This window comes from Spirillospora sp. NPDC047418 (assembly GCF_040643275.1).
Lineage (GTDB): Bacteria > Actinomycetota > Actinomycetes > Streptosporangiales > Streptosporangiaceae > Spirillospora.
The window spans coordinates 1-15,233 of the sequence record NZ_JBEYTW010000148.1 but is presented as its reverse complement, the minus strand read 5'-3'; the positions used below and the strand labels follow the sequence as shown (position 1 = coordinate 15,233).

Annotated in this window: 13 protein-coding genes and 1 riboswitch; of the genes, 6 read left to right on the top strand and 7 right to left on the bottom strand. The window is 70.0% G+C overall.

What is annotated here, in order from left to right; translation table 11 throughout:
* Nucleotides 1–91: 91 nt before the first annotated feature.
* From ABZ806_RS43150 to ABZ806_RS43140, 3 genes are all read right to left on the bottom strand, one after another.
* Nucleotides 92–376: a putative quinol monooxygenase gene (locus ABZ806_RS43150; protein ID WP_500225406.1), complete on the bottom strand. Its 285-nt coding sequence runs from the start codon at nucleotides 374–376 to the stop codon at nucleotides 92–94.
* A 747-nt stretch (nucleotides 377–1,123) separates the two neighbouring features.
* The gene (locus ABZ806_RS43145; protein WP_500225402.1) at nucleotides 1,124–1,498 is read right to left on the bottom strand and encodes a hypothetical protein; all 375 of its coding nucleotides are present in this window, start codon (nucleotides 1,496–1,498) and stop codon (nucleotides 1,124–1,126) included.
* A complete protein-coding gene (locus tag ABZ806_RS43140) occupies nucleotides 1,477–1,875 on the bottom strand; it encodes an ATP-binding protein (RefSeq protein WP_500225399.1) in 399 nt (132 codons plus the stop codon). Before ABZ806_RS43140 ends, ABZ806_RS43145 begins: the two co-directional genes overlap by 22 nt.
* A 154-nt stretch (nucleotides 1,876–2,029) precedes the next feature.
* Between ABZ806_RS43140 and ABZ806_RS43135 the strand changes: the two genes are divergently transcribed.
* The 4 genes from ABZ806_RS43135 to ABZ806_RS43120 all read left to right on the top strand — a co-directional run bounded on the left by ABZ806_RS43135 (nucleotide 2,030) and on the right by ABZ806_RS43120 (nucleotide 3,985).
* Complete coding sequence (locus tag ABZ806_RS43135; RefSeq protein ID WP_500225396.1) at nucleotides 2,030–2,839, top strand: helix-turn-helix domain-containing protein; 810 nt, start codon at nucleotides 2,030–2,032, stop codon at nucleotides 2,837–2,839.
* Entirely contained in the window at nucleotides 2,830–3,015 is a 186-nt protein-coding gene (locus tag ABZ806_RS43130) for a DUF397 domain-containing protein (RefSeq protein ID WP_500225392.1), read from the top strand. The genes ABZ806_RS43135 and ABZ806_RS43130 overlap by 10 nt, the downstream gene beginning before the upstream one ends.
* 34 nt (nucleotides 3,016–3,049) lie before the next feature.
* Complete coding sequence (locus ABZ806_RS43125; RefSeq protein ID WP_500225387.1) at nucleotides 3,050–3,235, top strand: DUF397 domain-containing protein; 186 nt, start codon at nucleotides 3,050–3,052, stop codon at nucleotides 3,233–3,235.
* 114 nt (nucleotides 3,236–3,349) lie between these two features.
* A complete protein-coding gene (locus ABZ806_RS43120; RefSeq protein WP_500225386.1) occupies nucleotides 3,350–3,985 on the top strand; it encodes a pentapeptide repeat-containing protein in 636 nt (211 codons plus the stop codon).
* A 76-nt stretch (nucleotides 3,986–4,061) separates the two neighbouring features.
* Here ABZ806_RS43120 and ABZ806_RS43115 read toward each other — a convergent pair whose 3' ends face one another.
* The 4 genes from ABZ806_RS43115 to ABZ806_RS43100 form a co-directional block, all read right to left on the bottom strand.
* On the bottom strand, nucleotides 4,062–4,505 hold the full coding sequence (locus tag ABZ806_RS43115; RefSeq protein WP_500225383.1) for a lamin tail domain-containing protein: 444 nt from the start codon (nucleotides 4,503–4,505) through the stop codon (nucleotides 4,062–4,064).
* Nucleotides 4,506–4,739: 234 nt separating this feature from the next.
* Nucleotides 4,740–8,561, bottom strand: coding sequence for a trypsin-like peptidase domain-containing protein (locus tag ABZ806_RS43110; protein WP_500225378.1), 3,822 nt, complete (start codon nucleotides 8,559–8,561; stop codon nucleotides 4,740–4,742).
* Nucleotides 8,558–8,890, bottom strand: coding sequence for a CU044_2847 family protein (locus ABZ806_RS43105; RefSeq protein ID WP_500225377.1), 333 nt, complete (start codon nucleotides 8,888–8,890; stop codon nucleotides 8,558–8,560). Before ABZ806_RS43105 ends, ABZ806_RS43110 begins: the two co-directional genes overlap by 4 nt.
* A 117-nt stretch (nucleotides 8,891–9,007) precedes the next feature.
* Complete coding sequence (locus ABZ806_RS43100) at nucleotides 9,008–10,741, bottom strand: serine/threonine-protein kinase (RefSeq protein WP_500225373.1); 1,734 nt, start codon at nucleotides 10,739–10,741, stop codon at nucleotides 9,008–9,010.
* A gap of 373 nt (nucleotides 10,742–11,114) precedes the next feature.
* On the opposite strand from ABZ806_RS43100, the gene rox reads away from it, so the two are divergent.
* Both rox and metE read left to right on the top strand, forming a co-directional pair.
* Nucleotides 11,115–12,560 (top strand): rifampin monooxygenase, encoded by a 1,446-nt coding sequence (rox, locus tag ABZ806_RS43095; RefSeq protein WP_500225368.1) that lies wholly within the window; start codon nucleotides 11,115–11,117, stop codon nucleotides 12,558–12,560.
* A gap of 33 nt (nucleotides 12,561–12,593) precedes the next feature.
* Nucleotides 12,594–12,802, top strand: a riboswitch (cobalamin riboswitch).
* A 105-nt stretch (nucleotides 12,803–12,907) separates the two neighbouring features.
* Entirely contained in the window at nucleotides 12,908–15,166 is a 2,259-nt protein-coding gene (metE, locus tag ABZ806_RS43090) for a 5-methyltetrahydropteroyltriglutamate--homocysteine S-methyltransferase (RefSeq protein WP_500225364.1), read from the top strand.
* The last annotated feature ends 67 nt before the right edge of the window (nucleotides 15,167–15,233 follow it).

The window sequence follows — 15,233 nt, the reverse complement described above, 5'->3', positions numbered from 1 at the left end:
GGCGACGGCGTCACCAAGCCCGCGCCCGCTGGTTCCACCAGCGAGCCCGAATCAGCCGACCATGACAAGATCACGATCTCGGACTGCCGTACTAGGGCGCCTCGACCCCCGAGATCAGATACCTCATCACCTCGGCGTGCCGGATCTGCGCCGCCTGCTCGGGCTCGGGCCCCGCCCCCCGGAACCGCTCGACGTCCTCGCCGCTCTCCCACCGCTCGTACACGTTGACCCGGTCGGGCTCGACAAGGTCGGCCGACACGGCGAAGTCAAGGCACCCGGGCGCCGCCCGCGCCGCCGCAACAACCTCCCGACACCCGTCCACATAGGCGTCCCGGCCACCGGCTTCCACGTACAACTTCCCCGAGATGATGATCATCCGTTCCCCCTCTGTCACTCGCCCCCACGACCATGCCCCACCCCACCGACAATCCCTGCCCGCCCGCAGCCCCCAAACCCGCCCCCGCCACAGAAACCCGGAGGAAGCGCTCGGGCGAGGCTGCTGTCCCTAGTCGCTCGTGCTTCCGTGTTCTTCAACGCGCTGCTGACGGCCGATCGCACGATGGACGACGTCATTCCGAAACACCGCCGAGCTGAGCTGGCACGGGTATCCACCAAACTGGCCAGGCAGAAGGCCGCGTGCAGTCGAGGCTCGCGCCTACAGGCCGCTGATCAGACCAGCGGCACGGGCCACGCGGACATTCTCGCCGCGCGAAGGACGCCCGCCACAAGGCGACCGAGTAGGGGGAGGGAGCGACGAGTGGACGTCGTACGACGGACGGGAGGGTGGGCTGGGACGTTCCAGGTTCCGTCCGGCCTGCGGGTGGACGGCGTGCTGGGACGACGCACGGCCTGGGGACGAGGACGACCCAGAAGGCCGTAGAGCTGCCGGGCTAGGTCGGCGGCGGTCTTCGCCTCGACAAGCCGATCCGGGAGAAGCGCCCAAAGCGACCCGCTGAACTCCCCGTGCCATAGGCACAGCCCGGGGAAGGCTCGACGCAGCTCGTCAAGGGCCCGATCGATGTCAGGGTCCAGCTCCAAGGCGCCCGCCGGGCAAGCGTCCACGACGGACGGGTTGTGGGGAGTTTGGAAGTACATGGCAATATCTCCGATGGCGGGCCGCCTGCTACCAGGTGGCCGGGTACATGCGGTGCTTGAGGAGGCCGTCGACCTGGTCGGCCGCGTACTTGGCGTCACCGCAGGGTGCGACGTAGCCGCGCCCTCCGCGTCCGGCCTGGTGGTAACCCCAGCCCCCGGCCACGGCACAGACGGTGAGGGCGACCCGGACGTGGCCATCGGGCCCGAACGCGAAGACCCAGAGGACGGGCGGACGCGTGGGCAGATCGGCCGCCTCGTAGAGCTTGACGCACCGATATCCCTTGGCCCGGAGGGCGACGGCCAGCAGATCCAGGTACCGGGTCGCAACGGGACGGCCGCGCCACGTCCGCCAGCGCAGCAGGTGGCGTTCGGCCTGGACGCTCATCGGGCGCACCGAGCCCACGTGATCTTCCCTTCTCCATCCAGCGGCCGGACGCCCCAGTCGTGGACGAGTTGCTCCATGAGCAGCAGCCCGCGCCCGCTGGTCGCGTTGTGGTCTTCTCCTCGGACGACCGGGAGCGTCGCCCCCTCGTCCTGGACCTCGATGACGGTCAGGGACTCGCGCACGTCCCGGAAGATGCGGACGATGATGTGCCCGACTCCGACGTGCTTGTACGAATTTGTAACCAGTTCCGTAACCACGAGCCGCCCGAAGTAATCGTCGGCGTGGCCGAGTTCGGCGAACCGCTCGGTCAGATAGCGCCGCGCTTTCGCGGGCGCCTGATCCGTCGGCTCCAGAACCAGCGCCGGCCTCTCCGGCGCGAGAGCTGCAGGTGGCATCGATACGACCTCCGCAATGTGTCGGGTCTCGTATCTGTCAGTAAGTCACCCATCAACACAGAGTCACTGTTAACATCCAGAAAGACGCAACATCCCGATGTCGATCTTCACTCCCCGGTTACAAGCGGTTCCAGCAGGTTAAGGAGCGGCGAGCATGGCATCCCCCCGACGACGTGCAGTGACGTCCCCAGCTCTCGCCGCCTTCGGGCGGCAGTTCCGCCGCTACCGGGAACGTGCCGGGTTAAGCCAGACACGCGTCGGACAACGCACCAGCAAGACCGCCTCGTTCGTCTCGCAGGTCGAAAGCGGGAAGAAACGGTGCAAACGCGAGTTCGTCGAGATCATGGACCCGGAACTCAAGGCCGGCGGCGTCCTCCTCACCCTCTACGACGACCTCAACGGCGACGGGCAACTGGGCTTCCCGAGTTGGTTCGACTGGCCCGAAGTCGAAGTCGAAGCCGATGTGCTGACCTGGTGGGAGCACACGGTCATCCCTGGCCTTCTCCAGAAGGAGAACTACGCACGCGCGTTCCTGGGATCGGATGAAGCCGTGGCAGCTCGCATGGCACGCCAGGAGATCCTCACACGTGAAGTCCCGGCTCCCACTACCCTGATCGCCTTCATAAGTGAGCACGCGCTCACGAACCTCGTCGGCTCACGAGAGATCATGAAGGAACAACTGGAGCACCTCATAGTGATGAGCGAGCTACCGAACGTTACAATTCAGATCGTGCTGAACGACGATGGCGTCCCCGCCGGAACTGGTGGAGCCTTCATCGTCGCAACGATGAAGGACCGGAGCGAGGTGGCGTATCTTGAAACGACGGTACGCGGCATCACGACCGATGACGAGAATGATCTCTCTGGGCTGGCTCGCACATTGAGGACGTTGGGAAGCAAGGCTCTTCCGGCCAACATGTCGAGAGAGACAATTAGAAAGGTGATAGAAACCAAATGGACCTGAACGGCCTCACTTGGCGCAAGGCGATGAAGAGCGGCGAAAACGGCGGCGCGTGCGTGGAACTCACGTCAGCATCGAACGTGATTGCCATCCGCGACAGCAAAGACCCTTCCGGGCCCAAACTCATCATCGACCGCGAAGATTTCGTGCGCTTCACAGCGTCTCTCAAGAACATCTAAGCCCCAACTGCACAAATCTGCCCCAGGGGAAGACATGGCACAAAGTAGTCCCGTCTGGCGTAAAGCGAGCCGGAGCACAGAAAACGGCGGCAACTGTGTCGAGCTTGCGTCGGTGGGTGGCTTGATCGCCGTCCGGGACAGTAAGGATCCTGATGGGGTACGGGTCGTGCTGAGGCGGCGCGACTTTTGGTGCCTTGTTGAGGCTCTTAGGGCCGGTTGAGGCGGGGCGGTCGCTCTGGCACGTTGCGGGGGCGTGGTGTGCGGGGCTAGTAGAGTCGCGCGGGTGGTGAGTGGTGGTGTGCGGGCGGGTTCTCCTCGGCGGCTCAAGGAGCCGGTGGGGCCGGTGATTCCGCGGTCGCTGGGCGAGGCGGGTCTCGCGGACGGCGAGCCGGTCGACGATGGCGTGTACCTGTCGATGCGGTTCGGGGCGCTGGACCTGTCAGAACGGGACGCGGAGGACGCCGAGTACGAGCGTTGCCGCTTTCAGGAGACGCGCCTGTCCGGGACGAGCATGCGGCGAGCCGAGTTCCGGGACGTCGAGTTCGGCTCCTGCGATCTCGCCAACCTGAAGCTGTCCGACTCGCGGGTTTTCAACGTTCTGATCGAGAGCAGCCGTCTCACCGGGACGTCGATGACCGGCTGCAGCCTGCGGGACGTGCTGTTCAGCAACTGCCGCGCCGACCTCTCGTCCTTCCGCTTCAGCCGGTTCAAGAGCGTGGTGTTCCGGGACTGCAACCTGACGAACGCCAACTTCCAGGAGGCCGACCTCAGCGGGGCCCGCTTCGAACGCTGCAAGCTGAGTGGCGCACAATTCAGCAACGCCAACATGAAAGGCACCCGACTCTCCGAGTGCGACCTCTACGGCGTGCACGGCGTCCAGAGCTTCGCGGGCGCCATCGTGGCCACCGGCGACGCGCAAGGACTGCTGCTCACCCTCGCGTCGGCGATGGGCATCACCATCGAGAACTGAGCCGCAGGGCGGCCGCATTAATCTCGGCCGCCCTGCTCATCGCCTTGTTCGTTCCCGCGGTCTGTGCGGCGGGTGATCAGCAGTACTTCGAGGAGCCCTGGCCCCAGGAGCACTTGTCCGCCAGCTTTCCGTTCGCGTACAGCAAGTAGGCGGTGTCGCCGGTGTTGTTCCACACGTACCAGGACTTGCCCCAGTAGCGGTGGGTGGCGGTGTTCTTCCCCTTGCCGGTGTGAATGTAGACCGACTTCCGGCCCGCGATCCTGTAAGAACCGAACGTGTAGGTGTAGCCGGTCTTGTCGCGGAGCTTGACCCCCTTCAGGCTCTTCGACAGACGGGACGTGTTGAACAGTTGGACCCATTCGCCGTTCAGCGACTTGTTCGAGCCCGTGTCGCTGCCGGGCGAGTTGTAGTACACCCGGTAGATCTGCACCGGACTCGCGGCCTCGGCCGGCGTCGCCACCAGCACCCCGGCTCCCGCCACCGCGATCGCGGCGGCCCCCGTGACGAGAAGCTTCCTCACCCTGTGGATCCCTTCCGATCGAACGAATCCCCAGTTGTACCGGTATCAACCGACACCTGGTGATAGCTGGCCAGCTTCGGGTTCGCCGTCAACCGGGCACCTCGGCCACGCGTCCCACACACCGCGTTCCTGCAGGTCGTCCGGGTAAACCCGGAGTTTCATCGCGGGAACCCACGGGCGGCCGCGTGCGGACGCGCCCGGGTCGCGTGTGATCTGAGGAGGCGGGCCGTCCACTTAGGAGAAGTCTTTTGCCAGGGTTGCCCGAGCCTGGCTGGCTACGTCTTCGTCAGGGGTGCTCAACAATTCCGTCAGGTGGTCGATGGCGCCTTTCCGGTCATAGAAGCCGAGGAGGCGGGCGGCCAGGACGCGATAGGAGGCGATCTGACTGAGGTCTATCTCCGGGGGTTCTCCGATGGCTTCTTTTGATCGGAAGTAGTTTTTCCGCGCTCGCCTGACTCTGGCGGTTTCGGCGCGGGCCAATTCGGCTCGTGCATCGTCCGTTGTCGGGTCTTTGCTCAGTGCGGCGAGGGCGTCCGTGCCACGGGCTCGGTCGATGGCCGCCAGTTCGAAGGCGGCGCGGACGCGGTGCATGCCGTCCAGGCCCGTGTCGGTGGCGAGGGCCGCGAGCGGGTCGGGGGCGCCCGCCTCCATGGCGGCGTGCAGGCGTCGGACGCCGTCGAGGTCGGGGTCCGCGCTGAGGGACGCGAGGGCGGCCGGCGCCTCCGTGGAGTTCAGGACGGCCAGGCGGCAGGCGATCTCCAGCCGGTCGCAGGCGCTGATCGCGTCGTCGGTGACCAGGGTTTGCAAGGCGGTTCGGCCTGTTTCGGGGGTGAGCCGGCTCAGTCTCAGTGCGGCGTGGGTCCGGTGCGCGCCGGCGATCCGCTCGTCATGCGCGATGGCCGTCAGCGCGGAGGGCAGGGCGCTTCGGTCGACCCAGTCGAGGTGGTGGGCGGCCACTACGCGGTCGTCCTCAGGGACGCGGCGGTCGGCGGCCAGCGCCAGCAGCGCGTCCGCCGCACGAGGACGGTTGATCCAGGCCAGCGCCAGAGCCGCCTCAAGCCGGCCGTCGATGCCGGACGCCGGATCCGCGGCGATCGCGGACAGGGCGGCGACGGCCTGTACCGCGTCGAAGTCGGCCAATGCGGCGGCGGCGCGGGCGCGGCTCACTCCGTCCGCATAGCGGTCGGCGGCGATGAGCGCGAACGCGCTTTGGGCGCGTTGACCGGCCAATTGCATCAGTTCCTTGGCGGCCTTGACGCGATAGGGCGCCTCGACCGCCGGGTCAACGGCGATGACGGCGAACAGATCGGCGGCCCTCGGTCTGAGAATCCGCCTGTGGGCGACAGTGCTGACCATGGTCGCGACGGCGGACAGGCGGTCGGGGTCCGGCACCGTCCTGTCCTCGGCGACCGTGGTGAGCGCGTCGGCTCCCCGTGGCGGGTCCTGGGTGAACAGGCGCGCTGCCGCCCATCGGCGGTAGGAGCCGGGAAGGCGGCGTTCGCTCGCGATCGTCTCCAGGATCTCCGCTCGCGTGAACCAGTCGAGGCGGTCGAGCAGGCCGGCGGCGGCCCAGCGCCGCGTCTCACCGCCGATGTGCTCGGCCATGGCCATTTTGGCCAGCAGTTCATCGCTCCGCCGCCGGTTCAGGACGGTCAGTTCGTACACGATGGCCTGCTGGACGGGCAACGGCGTCTCCCAGCCCAGCGCGAGAGGATCCAGGACGGCCGCGGCACGGCCGGGACCGGCGCGGACCAGACCGCGGATCGCCTCCCTTCGATCGAAATGGCCGAGACCGTTGTCGGCCGCGAACCGCTCCCAATAGCCGAACCCCAGGTCGGGGTCGATCAGGGTCAGGGCCTCCAACGCGTCATTGCGCCTGCTGGACCATTCGCCGTCGGCGTGCGCCGAGAGTTCTTCGAGCTCGTTGCGTACCTCGTCCACGACGTCGTCGGGGAACTCCACGCCGTCGTTCACCAGGGCGGCGAGGAACGCCATTCCCACCAGGCCCGTATCGCGCAGGGCCACCGCGACGTCCCGGGCCTGGCCGGGAGAGCGCTCGATGAGGACGGCCGACCTGAGCAGCGCGAACGAACTGCGTCCGATGATCGTGCCGAAGTTCATTTCCGGGACGATGTCGGCGGGAGTCTCGCGGGCGCACACCGCCAGATATTCCAGGATGGTCTGGTGGAAGAACTCCAATTCTCCGGACCGCTCGACGACCAGGCCGCTCAGCCGCAGCGTCTCGTCCACCAGGTCGCGCCATTCCCCGGTGGGCAGATGCGCGGGACGCAGATCCGCCACGCGCGCGACGGCGAGGTCGAGGAGCGCCTCCCGGCCCTGCCCGCCCAGCCGCTGGTCCGCGATGTGGTCCAGCAGCGGACGCAGATCCGCCAGCAGTTTGTCCACGGCCTGTTCGGCGGCCGTTCCATACGGCTTCATCCGCTGCTGAAGGCGTTCCAGCGCGTTCATCTGGGTGTGCCGTTTGGCCATCAGGATCGAGACGAATTCCTCGTACAGGCCCACGCGGCTGGGCGGGAGGCGCCGGCCGTCACGGCTCGCGAAGACGACGCACAGCATCGTCGCGATCAGCGGGATGTCGGCGAGCCGGTTGAGGCGGCTGAGCGCCAGCCGGTCGAGGAAGGACGCGACGAGGGCGTCCGGGTCGGGCATGCCCAGCGCGGAGAACCATTTCCCGGCGAACTCGGGAAGCTGGTCCGGGGAGAACGGCTCGATCTCGTAGAACGGCAGGCCGTCCTCGCGGAACCTGTCCAATTGCCCCTGCGGCAGTGGCCGGGTCGTCACGAGGAACGAGTACCGGGAAGACCGCGAGCGCCAGAACGCGACCGTTTCCAGCACGCGCCGACGGCGCTCGGGGTCAAGGATCTCGTCGACCCCGTCCACGAGGACCACCCAGGGGACGCCGGGCAGCGGCTCGTCCTCGAACAGGTCCGCCAGCCGCCGATCCGCCAGGCGCGCACCCAGTGCCGCCGTGACTCCGTCGGCGAGGGCCTCGGGCAGCGGGCAGTCCGCGGCCAGCGCCCCGGCCGGGACCAGGACCGGCACGCCCGGCGCGCCCGCGCCGTCCAGCCAGCGGCCCGCGCTCGTCTCCGCCAGGTGGCGCAGCAGGCTCGACTTGCCGGTGCCGGGCCCGCCGACCACGAACACGCACCGCCGGTCGCCTTCGAGCAGGAGGTCGGCGTGAACGGGCCGGGCCTCGGCCGCCAGCTCGTCGCCGTCCCCCTTCGCCTCCTGCCCCCGGATCAGCGGGCTCGCCTGCTGGCGCAGGTAGACCGAGCCGAGTTGCGGCGTGTTGGCGAGCGCGAGCCGGTACGGATGCTCGCGCGCCGTCAGCTGCGCGGCTTCGAGGTAGCCGCGCAGCCGGGGGCTCGGGTGGCACCAGCGCCCCGCCGCCAATTGCCTTTCGTCCAGCAGCCGGAACCATGGCAGGCGGTCGGGTGTCGGCACCGACGGCGGCTTCAGATCCGGGACGGCCTCGAAAATGCGCGCCGCTCCGATGAGCCGGGCGCCCGGAGGGCCGCCGGGCGGGGCGTCGGCACGGCGCAGAACCCCGCACACTCCGCCCGTGCGCCAATTGAGCACGGGGCCGCCACTGAAACCTTCGGTGGCCCGTCCCTCGGTCACCCTGAGCAGCTCAACCCCTTCGGCATTCACCGAGGGGCCGTCATAGACGGAACGGATGACATCGCCTTGCCGGTAGGCGCCGTCCGGATGCCCATAGGCCCACAGTTCGTCGCCCGGCTCCATTTGCTCCGCCAGGCATGCCACGGGATGGTCGAGTTCTCCGACCACCTTCAGCAAGGCCAGGTCGTGCTCTTCCAGAAATCCCGACTGGGTGACGGCGAGCTTGAATTCGCGGTGGCCCCACTGCCCGACCACCTGCTCCGGGGGTTCCACTCCCGGCGCGGTGACGACATGCGCGCAGGTCAGCACCTGTCCGGGCGCGACGAAGAAGCCGGTACCGATTCTGTCCCCGGCCGACACCATGACCGTCGCGGCGCGCAGTGCCTCGGCCAGCGCCGCCCGGCCCCCGTTCATGGGCTCGGCTGCCCCCACTCCATCGTGACCTTCAGCGTGGACTTCGCGGACGCCTTGCCGAGCACCGCCACGAGTTTCCCGGTCTCCATGGCGACCTCGCACCCGAACTCGACCGCGAACCGGGTCGCGCCGCTCGCGCTCAGCGACGTCCCGAGCTGCTCGCTGAACTGCCTGATCGCCGCGATCACCTCGGTCATGTCCGGTTTCGTGGCGGCGATGTCCCGCTCTTCGCCGAAGCCTCCGCCGCTGCCGGGGTGCAGTTCCGACGCCTCGATGTAGAGCGTCGCCCCGCCCATGTCCACCGGCACACGATTGGACGTGTCCTCCATACGGCCTCCCCGTTTCGTCCCCTCAGTCTGCCAGTGGCGAAACGCCGCCGAAAGTGCCGAATACCAGGTCGGCGGACGCGGGTACCGGCCCCCGCGCCGGGCGCCTCGACACGGGCGTCAGACGATGCGGGCGCAGAGGACGCCCCTGCGGAAGTCCGTCCACCGCCACGAGCCTTCCGGGCACCTGCTCTCGTAGTAGCCGGTGAACTGGAGGATGTAGGTGAATTTCTTGGGCACGCGCTCCGAGTCGCAGCTCCACGAGGTCATCAGGCCGTGGCCGTTGATGGCCGGCATGCCCTTCTTGCTGCCCTTCCTGCCCAGGAAGCACTCGCCCTTCCGGAACTGCCGCCGCAGGCAGAGGTAGATCGTTTCCCCGCCGTGCGAGGGCGACCGCCACGAGGATTCACCGTCGAGCGCCTCGGAGTCGCACGCGCTGCTCGACTTCTTCACGCCGATCACCCGCACGTAGGCGTCGCTCCGGTCGCAGGACACCGCGCGCGGCATGTCCTCGCTCCACTCGTTGGTGTCGTAGGGGTCCTTGTAGGCGTCCAGGCAGTCGTTGACCGAGATGTCGTCGAACGCCTCCCAGGTCGGGTCCGGGGTCGGGGACAGGCTCCGCGTCGGCCGCCGGGTGCTCCCCTCGTCGCCGGTCAGTCCGGACGTCCGGCTGGAGGACGGCGTCGGGGACGAGGTGGCGCCCGCATTGTGCGACGTGCCCGGCTTGCCGTTGACAGAGAAGGCGATCAGCAAGGCGATCAGCAGGACGCCGATGATCCCGGCGACGATCCCGCCGGCCGGCTTCGCCGGCGCCTTGGGTTGGGGAGGCCGCCCCTGCGCCTGCGCCTGCGGTCGGGGCTGGGGCTGCGGCTGCGGCTGCGGTTGTGGCTGTGGGCGGGGCGGTTTCGGCGGCCGATCTGCCGGGGGCCGATCCGCCAGGGGCCGTTCGTCCGTGTCGGGCTGCTGCGCGAGTTGCTCGGTCTCCGCCACGCGGGTGGCGATCATCGTGCTGTACGTCTCCGGCAGCGGCATGCCGCCGTCCGCGGCCAGCGCGGAGAGGCGCTCCAGGAACTCGCCGGTCGGGGGACGGTCGTCCGCGTCCTTCTCCAGCCCCGCCGCGATCAGTTCCAGCAGTGCCGCCGGGACGCCCGTCAGGTCCGGGTCCTCGTGCCGGACGCGGTAGCCGAGCGCGTCGGGCGGCCCCTCGCCGAACGGGTGGCGGCCGGTCGCCGCGAAGGTCAGTACGGCGGCCAGGCAGAACACGTCGCTGGCCGGTCCGATGTCGCGGCCGACGTACTGCTCGGGCGACATGTACCCGGGCGTGCCCACGACCGTCATGCTCTGGGAGGTGGCGTCCATCGCGCGGGCGATGCCGAAGTCGATGATCCGGGGCCCGTCCGCGGCGAGCATCACGTTCCCCGGCTTGAGGTCCCGGTGGATGACGTTCTGGTCGTGGACGGCCTGCAGCCCTTCGGCGAGCCCGGCGCCGAGCGCGGCCACCGAGCCCTCGGGCAGCGGGCCGTTCTCGTCGACGGCGTCCTGCAGCGTCGGCCCCGCGATGTACTCCGTGACCAGCCACGGCGGGTCGGCGTCGGTGTCGGCGTCCACGACCTGCGCCGTGTAGAAGCCGCCGATGCGGCGCGCCGCCGCGACCTCCTTCGCGAACCGGCGCCGGAACGAGGCGTTGTCGGCGAAGTGCGGGTGGACGATCTTGACCGCGACCAGCCGCCGTCCCCGCGAGCGCCCGAGGTAGACCCGGCCCATCCCGCCCGCCCCGAGCCGCGCCAGCAGCCGGTACGGCCCGACCCGCGCCGGATCGCCGTCCCCGAGCCCCTTGAGTCCTGCGCCGGACATCCCACCTCGCCTCACGCCTGCCGAACACAGCTGTCTATCTGAGGGCAAGCGTAACCAGAACGATCACCCCGGTCTGCGTCCTCGGACGCACTCGCACCCGCCCGCCTTCGCCGTCCCGTACCCGGACTTCGTCTATTGGGACATGGCGTTCACGATGGCGCCGCCCGTTCCGGCGGCCAGGAAACGGCGGACGACGGACGGCGAGTCACACAAAGCACCGGCGGCGGCGTCCCCGGAAAACAGAAAAGGCAAGGAGGTTTATGCACTCCTTGCCACTTCTAACTTATAGCACGCAGGGGGGCTTGCGGCAAGACCCGGGGGGTGGCGCAGAATCGTGGGCCGACGCAAGAACCTGCGGAAACGGGGGGTTTCCTTGATCGACGAGATCGATGTGATCGTTGCCGGTGGCGGGCCGACCGGCCTGATGCTGGCGGCCGAACTGCGGCTGCACGGCGTGCGGGTCGTCGTGCTGGAGAAGGACGCGGAACCGACGAGAATTGTCCGCTCACTCGGCCTGCATGTGCGCAGTATCGAGATCATGGACCAGCGCGGATTGCTGGACCGCTTCCTCGCGCACGGCACGAAGTACCCGCTCCGCGGCCATTTCGCCGCCATCGACAAGCCGCAGCCCGAACGGCTCGACACCGCGCATCCCTACATCCTCGGCATCCCGCAGCCCGTCACCGACCGGCTGCTGGCCGAGCGCGCCGCCGAGGTCGGCGCCGAGGTCCGGCGCGGCCGCGAACTGGTCGGGCTGAGCCAGGACGAGGACAGGGTGACCGCCGACCTCGCCGACGGCACCCGGCTGCGCGCCCGCTACCTCGTCGGCTGCGACGGAGGCCGCAGCACGGTGCGCAGGCTGCTCGGCGTCGGCTTCCCCGGCGAGCCGCCGACGACCGAGTGGCTGACCGGCGAGATGCAGGCCACCGAGGACCCGGCGAAGATCGCCGCGATCGTCGCGGACGTCCGCGAGACCCATCGCACGTTCGGCGTCGGTCCCGTCGGCGACGGGGTCTACCGCGCCGTCGTGCTCGCCGGGGACGTGTCCGAGGACCGCACCGCTCCGCCCACGCTCGACGAGGTCAGGCGGCGGCTGCGGGTATTCGCGGGCACCGACTTCGGCGTCCACTCGCCGCGCTGGCTGTCCCGGTTCGGCGACGCCACCCGGCTCGCCGAGCGCTACCGGGCCGGACGGGTGCTGCTCGCCGGCGACGCGGCGCACGTCCACCCGCCGCTGGGCGGGCAGGGGCTCAACCTCGGCGTCCAGGACGCGTTCAACCTCGGCTGGAAACTCGCCGCCGCGGTCGGCGGCCGGGCCCCGGAGGCGCTGCTCGACACTTACGAGACCGAGCGGCGACCGGTGGCCGCCGACGTGCTGAACAACACCCGCGCGCAGGCCGAGCTGCTGTCCTTGGAGCCGGGCCCGCAGGTGGTGCGCGCCCTGCTGGCGGAGCTGATGGACTTCGAGGAGGTGACCCGGTACCTGATCGAGAAGACCACGGCGATCGGCGTCCGCTACGACTTCGGCGAGGGCCACGCCCTGCTCGGGCGGCGGCTCCGGGACGTCCGGCTGAAGCGCGGCCGCCTCTACGGGCTGATGCACAGGGGCCGCGGGCTGCTGCTCGACCAGACCGGCCGGCTCTCCGTCGCCGGATGGGCCGACCGCGTCGACCACGTCGCCGACATCTCCGACGTCGGCGAGGAACTCGACGCTCCCGCCGTCCTGCTGCGCCCGGACGGCCACGTGGCCTGGGCCGGCGAAGACCAGGCCGACCTGCTCGAACACCTGCCGCGATGGTTCGGCGCGCCCGCCACCTGACAGCGCGGTAGGAGCGTGCGGGCGGTGCGGCGGTAGACTCCGGAACGCGGATGGTTCGCTCGTTTCGAGCGTCGTAAGAGGGAACCCGGTGCGAGTCCGGGACTGCCCCGCAGCGGTGAGCGGGAACGACCGCCGTCAGACGCACTGGGCCCACCGGCCTGGGAAGCGACGGCCAGTAGGACGCCTCCTCCACGGAGGCGATGCCCGCGAGTCCGAAGACCTGCCTCCGCCCGCGCGCCGCCCGGTGCGCGGTGGTCCGCGGCCTCGTGGGACGGCCGGCGACGCGGTTCCGCCGCGCCGTGCCGCCCGCCCCCAGGGCCGCCCGTGGCACAGCGAGGGAAGCCGCCATGAACACCACGATCCTCGGATACCCCCGAATCGGGGCACGCCGGGAGTTGAAGTTCGCCACCGAGGACTACTGGGCGGGACGCGTCGACGCCGACCCGTCCAGGACGTCGGCCGACGCGCTCGCGCGGACCGGGGCCGAACTGCGCGCCCAGGTCTGGACGGGCCTGCGGGACGCCGGAGTCGACGCGATCCCGTCGAACACCTTCTCCTTCTACGACCAGATGCTCGACACGAGCGTGCTGGTCGACGCCGTCCCGGAGCGCTACCGGCCGTTGACGGGCCTCGACCGGTACTTCGCCATGGCCCGCGGTGTCCAGGACGTGCCGCCGCTGGAGATGACCAAGTGGTTCGACACCAACTACCACTACATCGTCCCCGAACTGGGGCCCGACACCAGGTTCCGGCTCGCGGACGGGGCCGCCGCCAAGCCGCTGGCCGAGTACCGGGAGGCGAGGGGGCTCGGCATCGAGACGCGTCCCGTGCTCATCGGCCCGCTCACCTACCTGCTGCTCGCCAAGCCCGCGGTGGACGGGTTCCGGACGCTCGACCTGCTCGACGGGCTCGTCGACGTCTACGCCGAGATCCTGGAGCGGCTCGCCGGGTCGGGCGCGCAGTGGGTGCAGCTGGACGAGCCCGTGCTCGTCGCCGACCGCACCGAGGAGGAGATCGACGCGCTCGCCCGCGCCTACGCGCGACTCGGGCAGCTGTCCAGCAGGCCCCGGCTGATGGTCGCCACGTACTTCGGCACGATCGGCGCGGACGCGTTGCGCGTGCTGGCCCGGAGCCGGGTCGAGGCGGTGGGGCTCGACCTCGTCGCCGGGCCCGGCAACGTGGAGGTGCTCGCGTCGGTCGGCGGCCTGCCGCGCAAGACGCTCGTCGCCGGGGTCGTCGACGGCCGGAACGTGTGGCGCACCGACACCCGGAAGGCGCTGTCCGCCTGCGCGTCCGTGCTGGGGCTCGTCGATCAGATCGTGGTCGGGACGTCCTGCTCGCTGATGCACGTTCCGCTCGACCTCGACGCGGAGACGGCGCTCGACCCGGACGTCCGCGGACGGCTCGCGTTCGCCCGGCAGAAGGTCGCCGAGGTCGTCGCGCTCGGACGGGCGCTCAGCGACGACGTCCCGATCCCGGCGGGCACGCCGCTTCCCGAGGCGGGCGTCGACCGGGCCGTCCGGGAGCGGCTCGGCGGCATCGGCGACACCCGGCGCGGCGACCGCAACGCCCGGTTCGCCGCGCAGCGGGACGCGCTCGGCCTGCCCGACCTCGCGACCACCACGATCGGCTCGTTCCCGCAGACCCCCGAGATCCGCCGGGCCCGCGCCGACCGCAGGGCCGGACGTCTCACCGAGGCCGGCTACACCGCCGCGATGAAGGACGAGATCGCCCGCGTCATCGCGCTCCAGGAGGACCTCGGCCTGGACGTCCTCGTGCACGGCGAACCCGAGCGCAACGACATGGTGCAGTACTTCGCCGAGCAGCTCGACGGGTACGCGGCGACCGAGCACGGATGGGTGCAGTCGTACGGGTCGCGTTACGTGCGCCCGCCGATCCTGCACAGCGACGTCGCGCGGCCCCGTCCGATGACGGTCGACTGGGCCGTGTACGCGCAGTCCCTCACGGCCAAGCCGGTCAAGGGGATGCTCACCGGGCCGGTCACGATGCTGGCCTGGTCGTTCGTGCGCGACGACCAGCCGCTCGCCGACACGGCCCGCCAGGTCGCGCTCGCGCTCCGGGACGAGATCGCCGACCTGGAGGCCGCCGGCATCCGCGTCATCCAGGTGGACGAGCCGGCGCTGCGCGAACTCCTGCCGCTGCGGGGCGCGGACCGTCCCGCCTACCTCGACTGGGCGGTCGGCGCGTTCCGGCTGGCGACGTCCGGTGTCGCGGACACCACGCAGATCCACACCCACATGTGCTACTCGGAGTTCGGCGAGATCATCGGCGCGATCGGGGCGCTGGACGCCGACGTCACCAGCGTGGAGGCGGCCCGCTCGCACATGGAACTGGTCGGCGACCTGCGCGCCGCCGGGTACGCGAACGGGATCGGGCCGGGCGTGTACGACATCCACTCGCCGCGCGTCCCCGCCGCCGCGGAGATGGAGGACAACCTGCGCCGCGCGCTGCGGGCCGTCGAGCCGGGACGGCTGTGGGTGAACCCCGACTGCGGGCTGAAGACCCGCGCCTACCCGGAGACCGAGGCCGCGCTGCGCAACCTGGTCGCGGCCGCCCGCCGCGTCCGCGACGAGCCGGCGGGCTGACCCCCCCGCCGCCGCATGGCCCGCCCCCCCCCCCGGCCCAGCCGGGGGCCGAGGGGGGGCCCGGGGC

Coding starts and splice junctions, on each gene's coding strand:
- ABZ806_RS43130 (WP_500225392.1), top strand. CDS start 2,830: ATGGACCTGAACGGCCTCACTTGGCGCAAGGCGATGAAGAGCGGCGAA.
- ABZ806_RS43125 (WP_500225387.1), top strand. CDS start 3,050: ATGGCACAAAGTAGTCCCGTCTGGCGTAAAGCGAGCCGGAGCACAGAA.
- ABZ806_RS43105 (WP_500225377.1), bottom strand. CDS start 8,890: ATGGAGGACACGTCCAATCGTGTGCCGGTGGACATGGGCGGGGCGACG.
- ABZ806_RS43135 (WP_500225396.1), top strand. CDS start 2,030: ATGGCATCCCCCCGACGACGTGCAGTGACGTCCCCAGCTCTCGCCGCC.
- ABZ806_RS43110 (WP_500225378.1), bottom strand. CDS start 8,561: ATGAACGGGGGCCGGGCGGCGCTGGCCGAGGCACTGCGCGCCGCGACG.
- metE (WP_500225364.1), top strand. CDS start 12,908: ATGAACACCACGATCCTCGGATACCCCCGAATCGGGGCACGCCGGGAG.
- ABZ806_RS43100 (WP_500225373.1), bottom strand. CDS start 10,741: ATGTCCGGCGCAGGACTCAAGGGGCTCGGGGACGGCGATCCGGCGCGG.
- ABZ806_RS43150 (WP_500225406.1), bottom strand. CDS start 376: ATGATCATCATCTCGGGGAAGTTGTACGTGGAAGCCGGTGGCCGGGAC.
- ABZ806_RS43140 (WP_500225399.1), bottom strand. CDS start 1,875: ATGCCACCTGCAGCTCTCGCGCCGGAGAGGCCGGCGCTGGTTCTGGAG.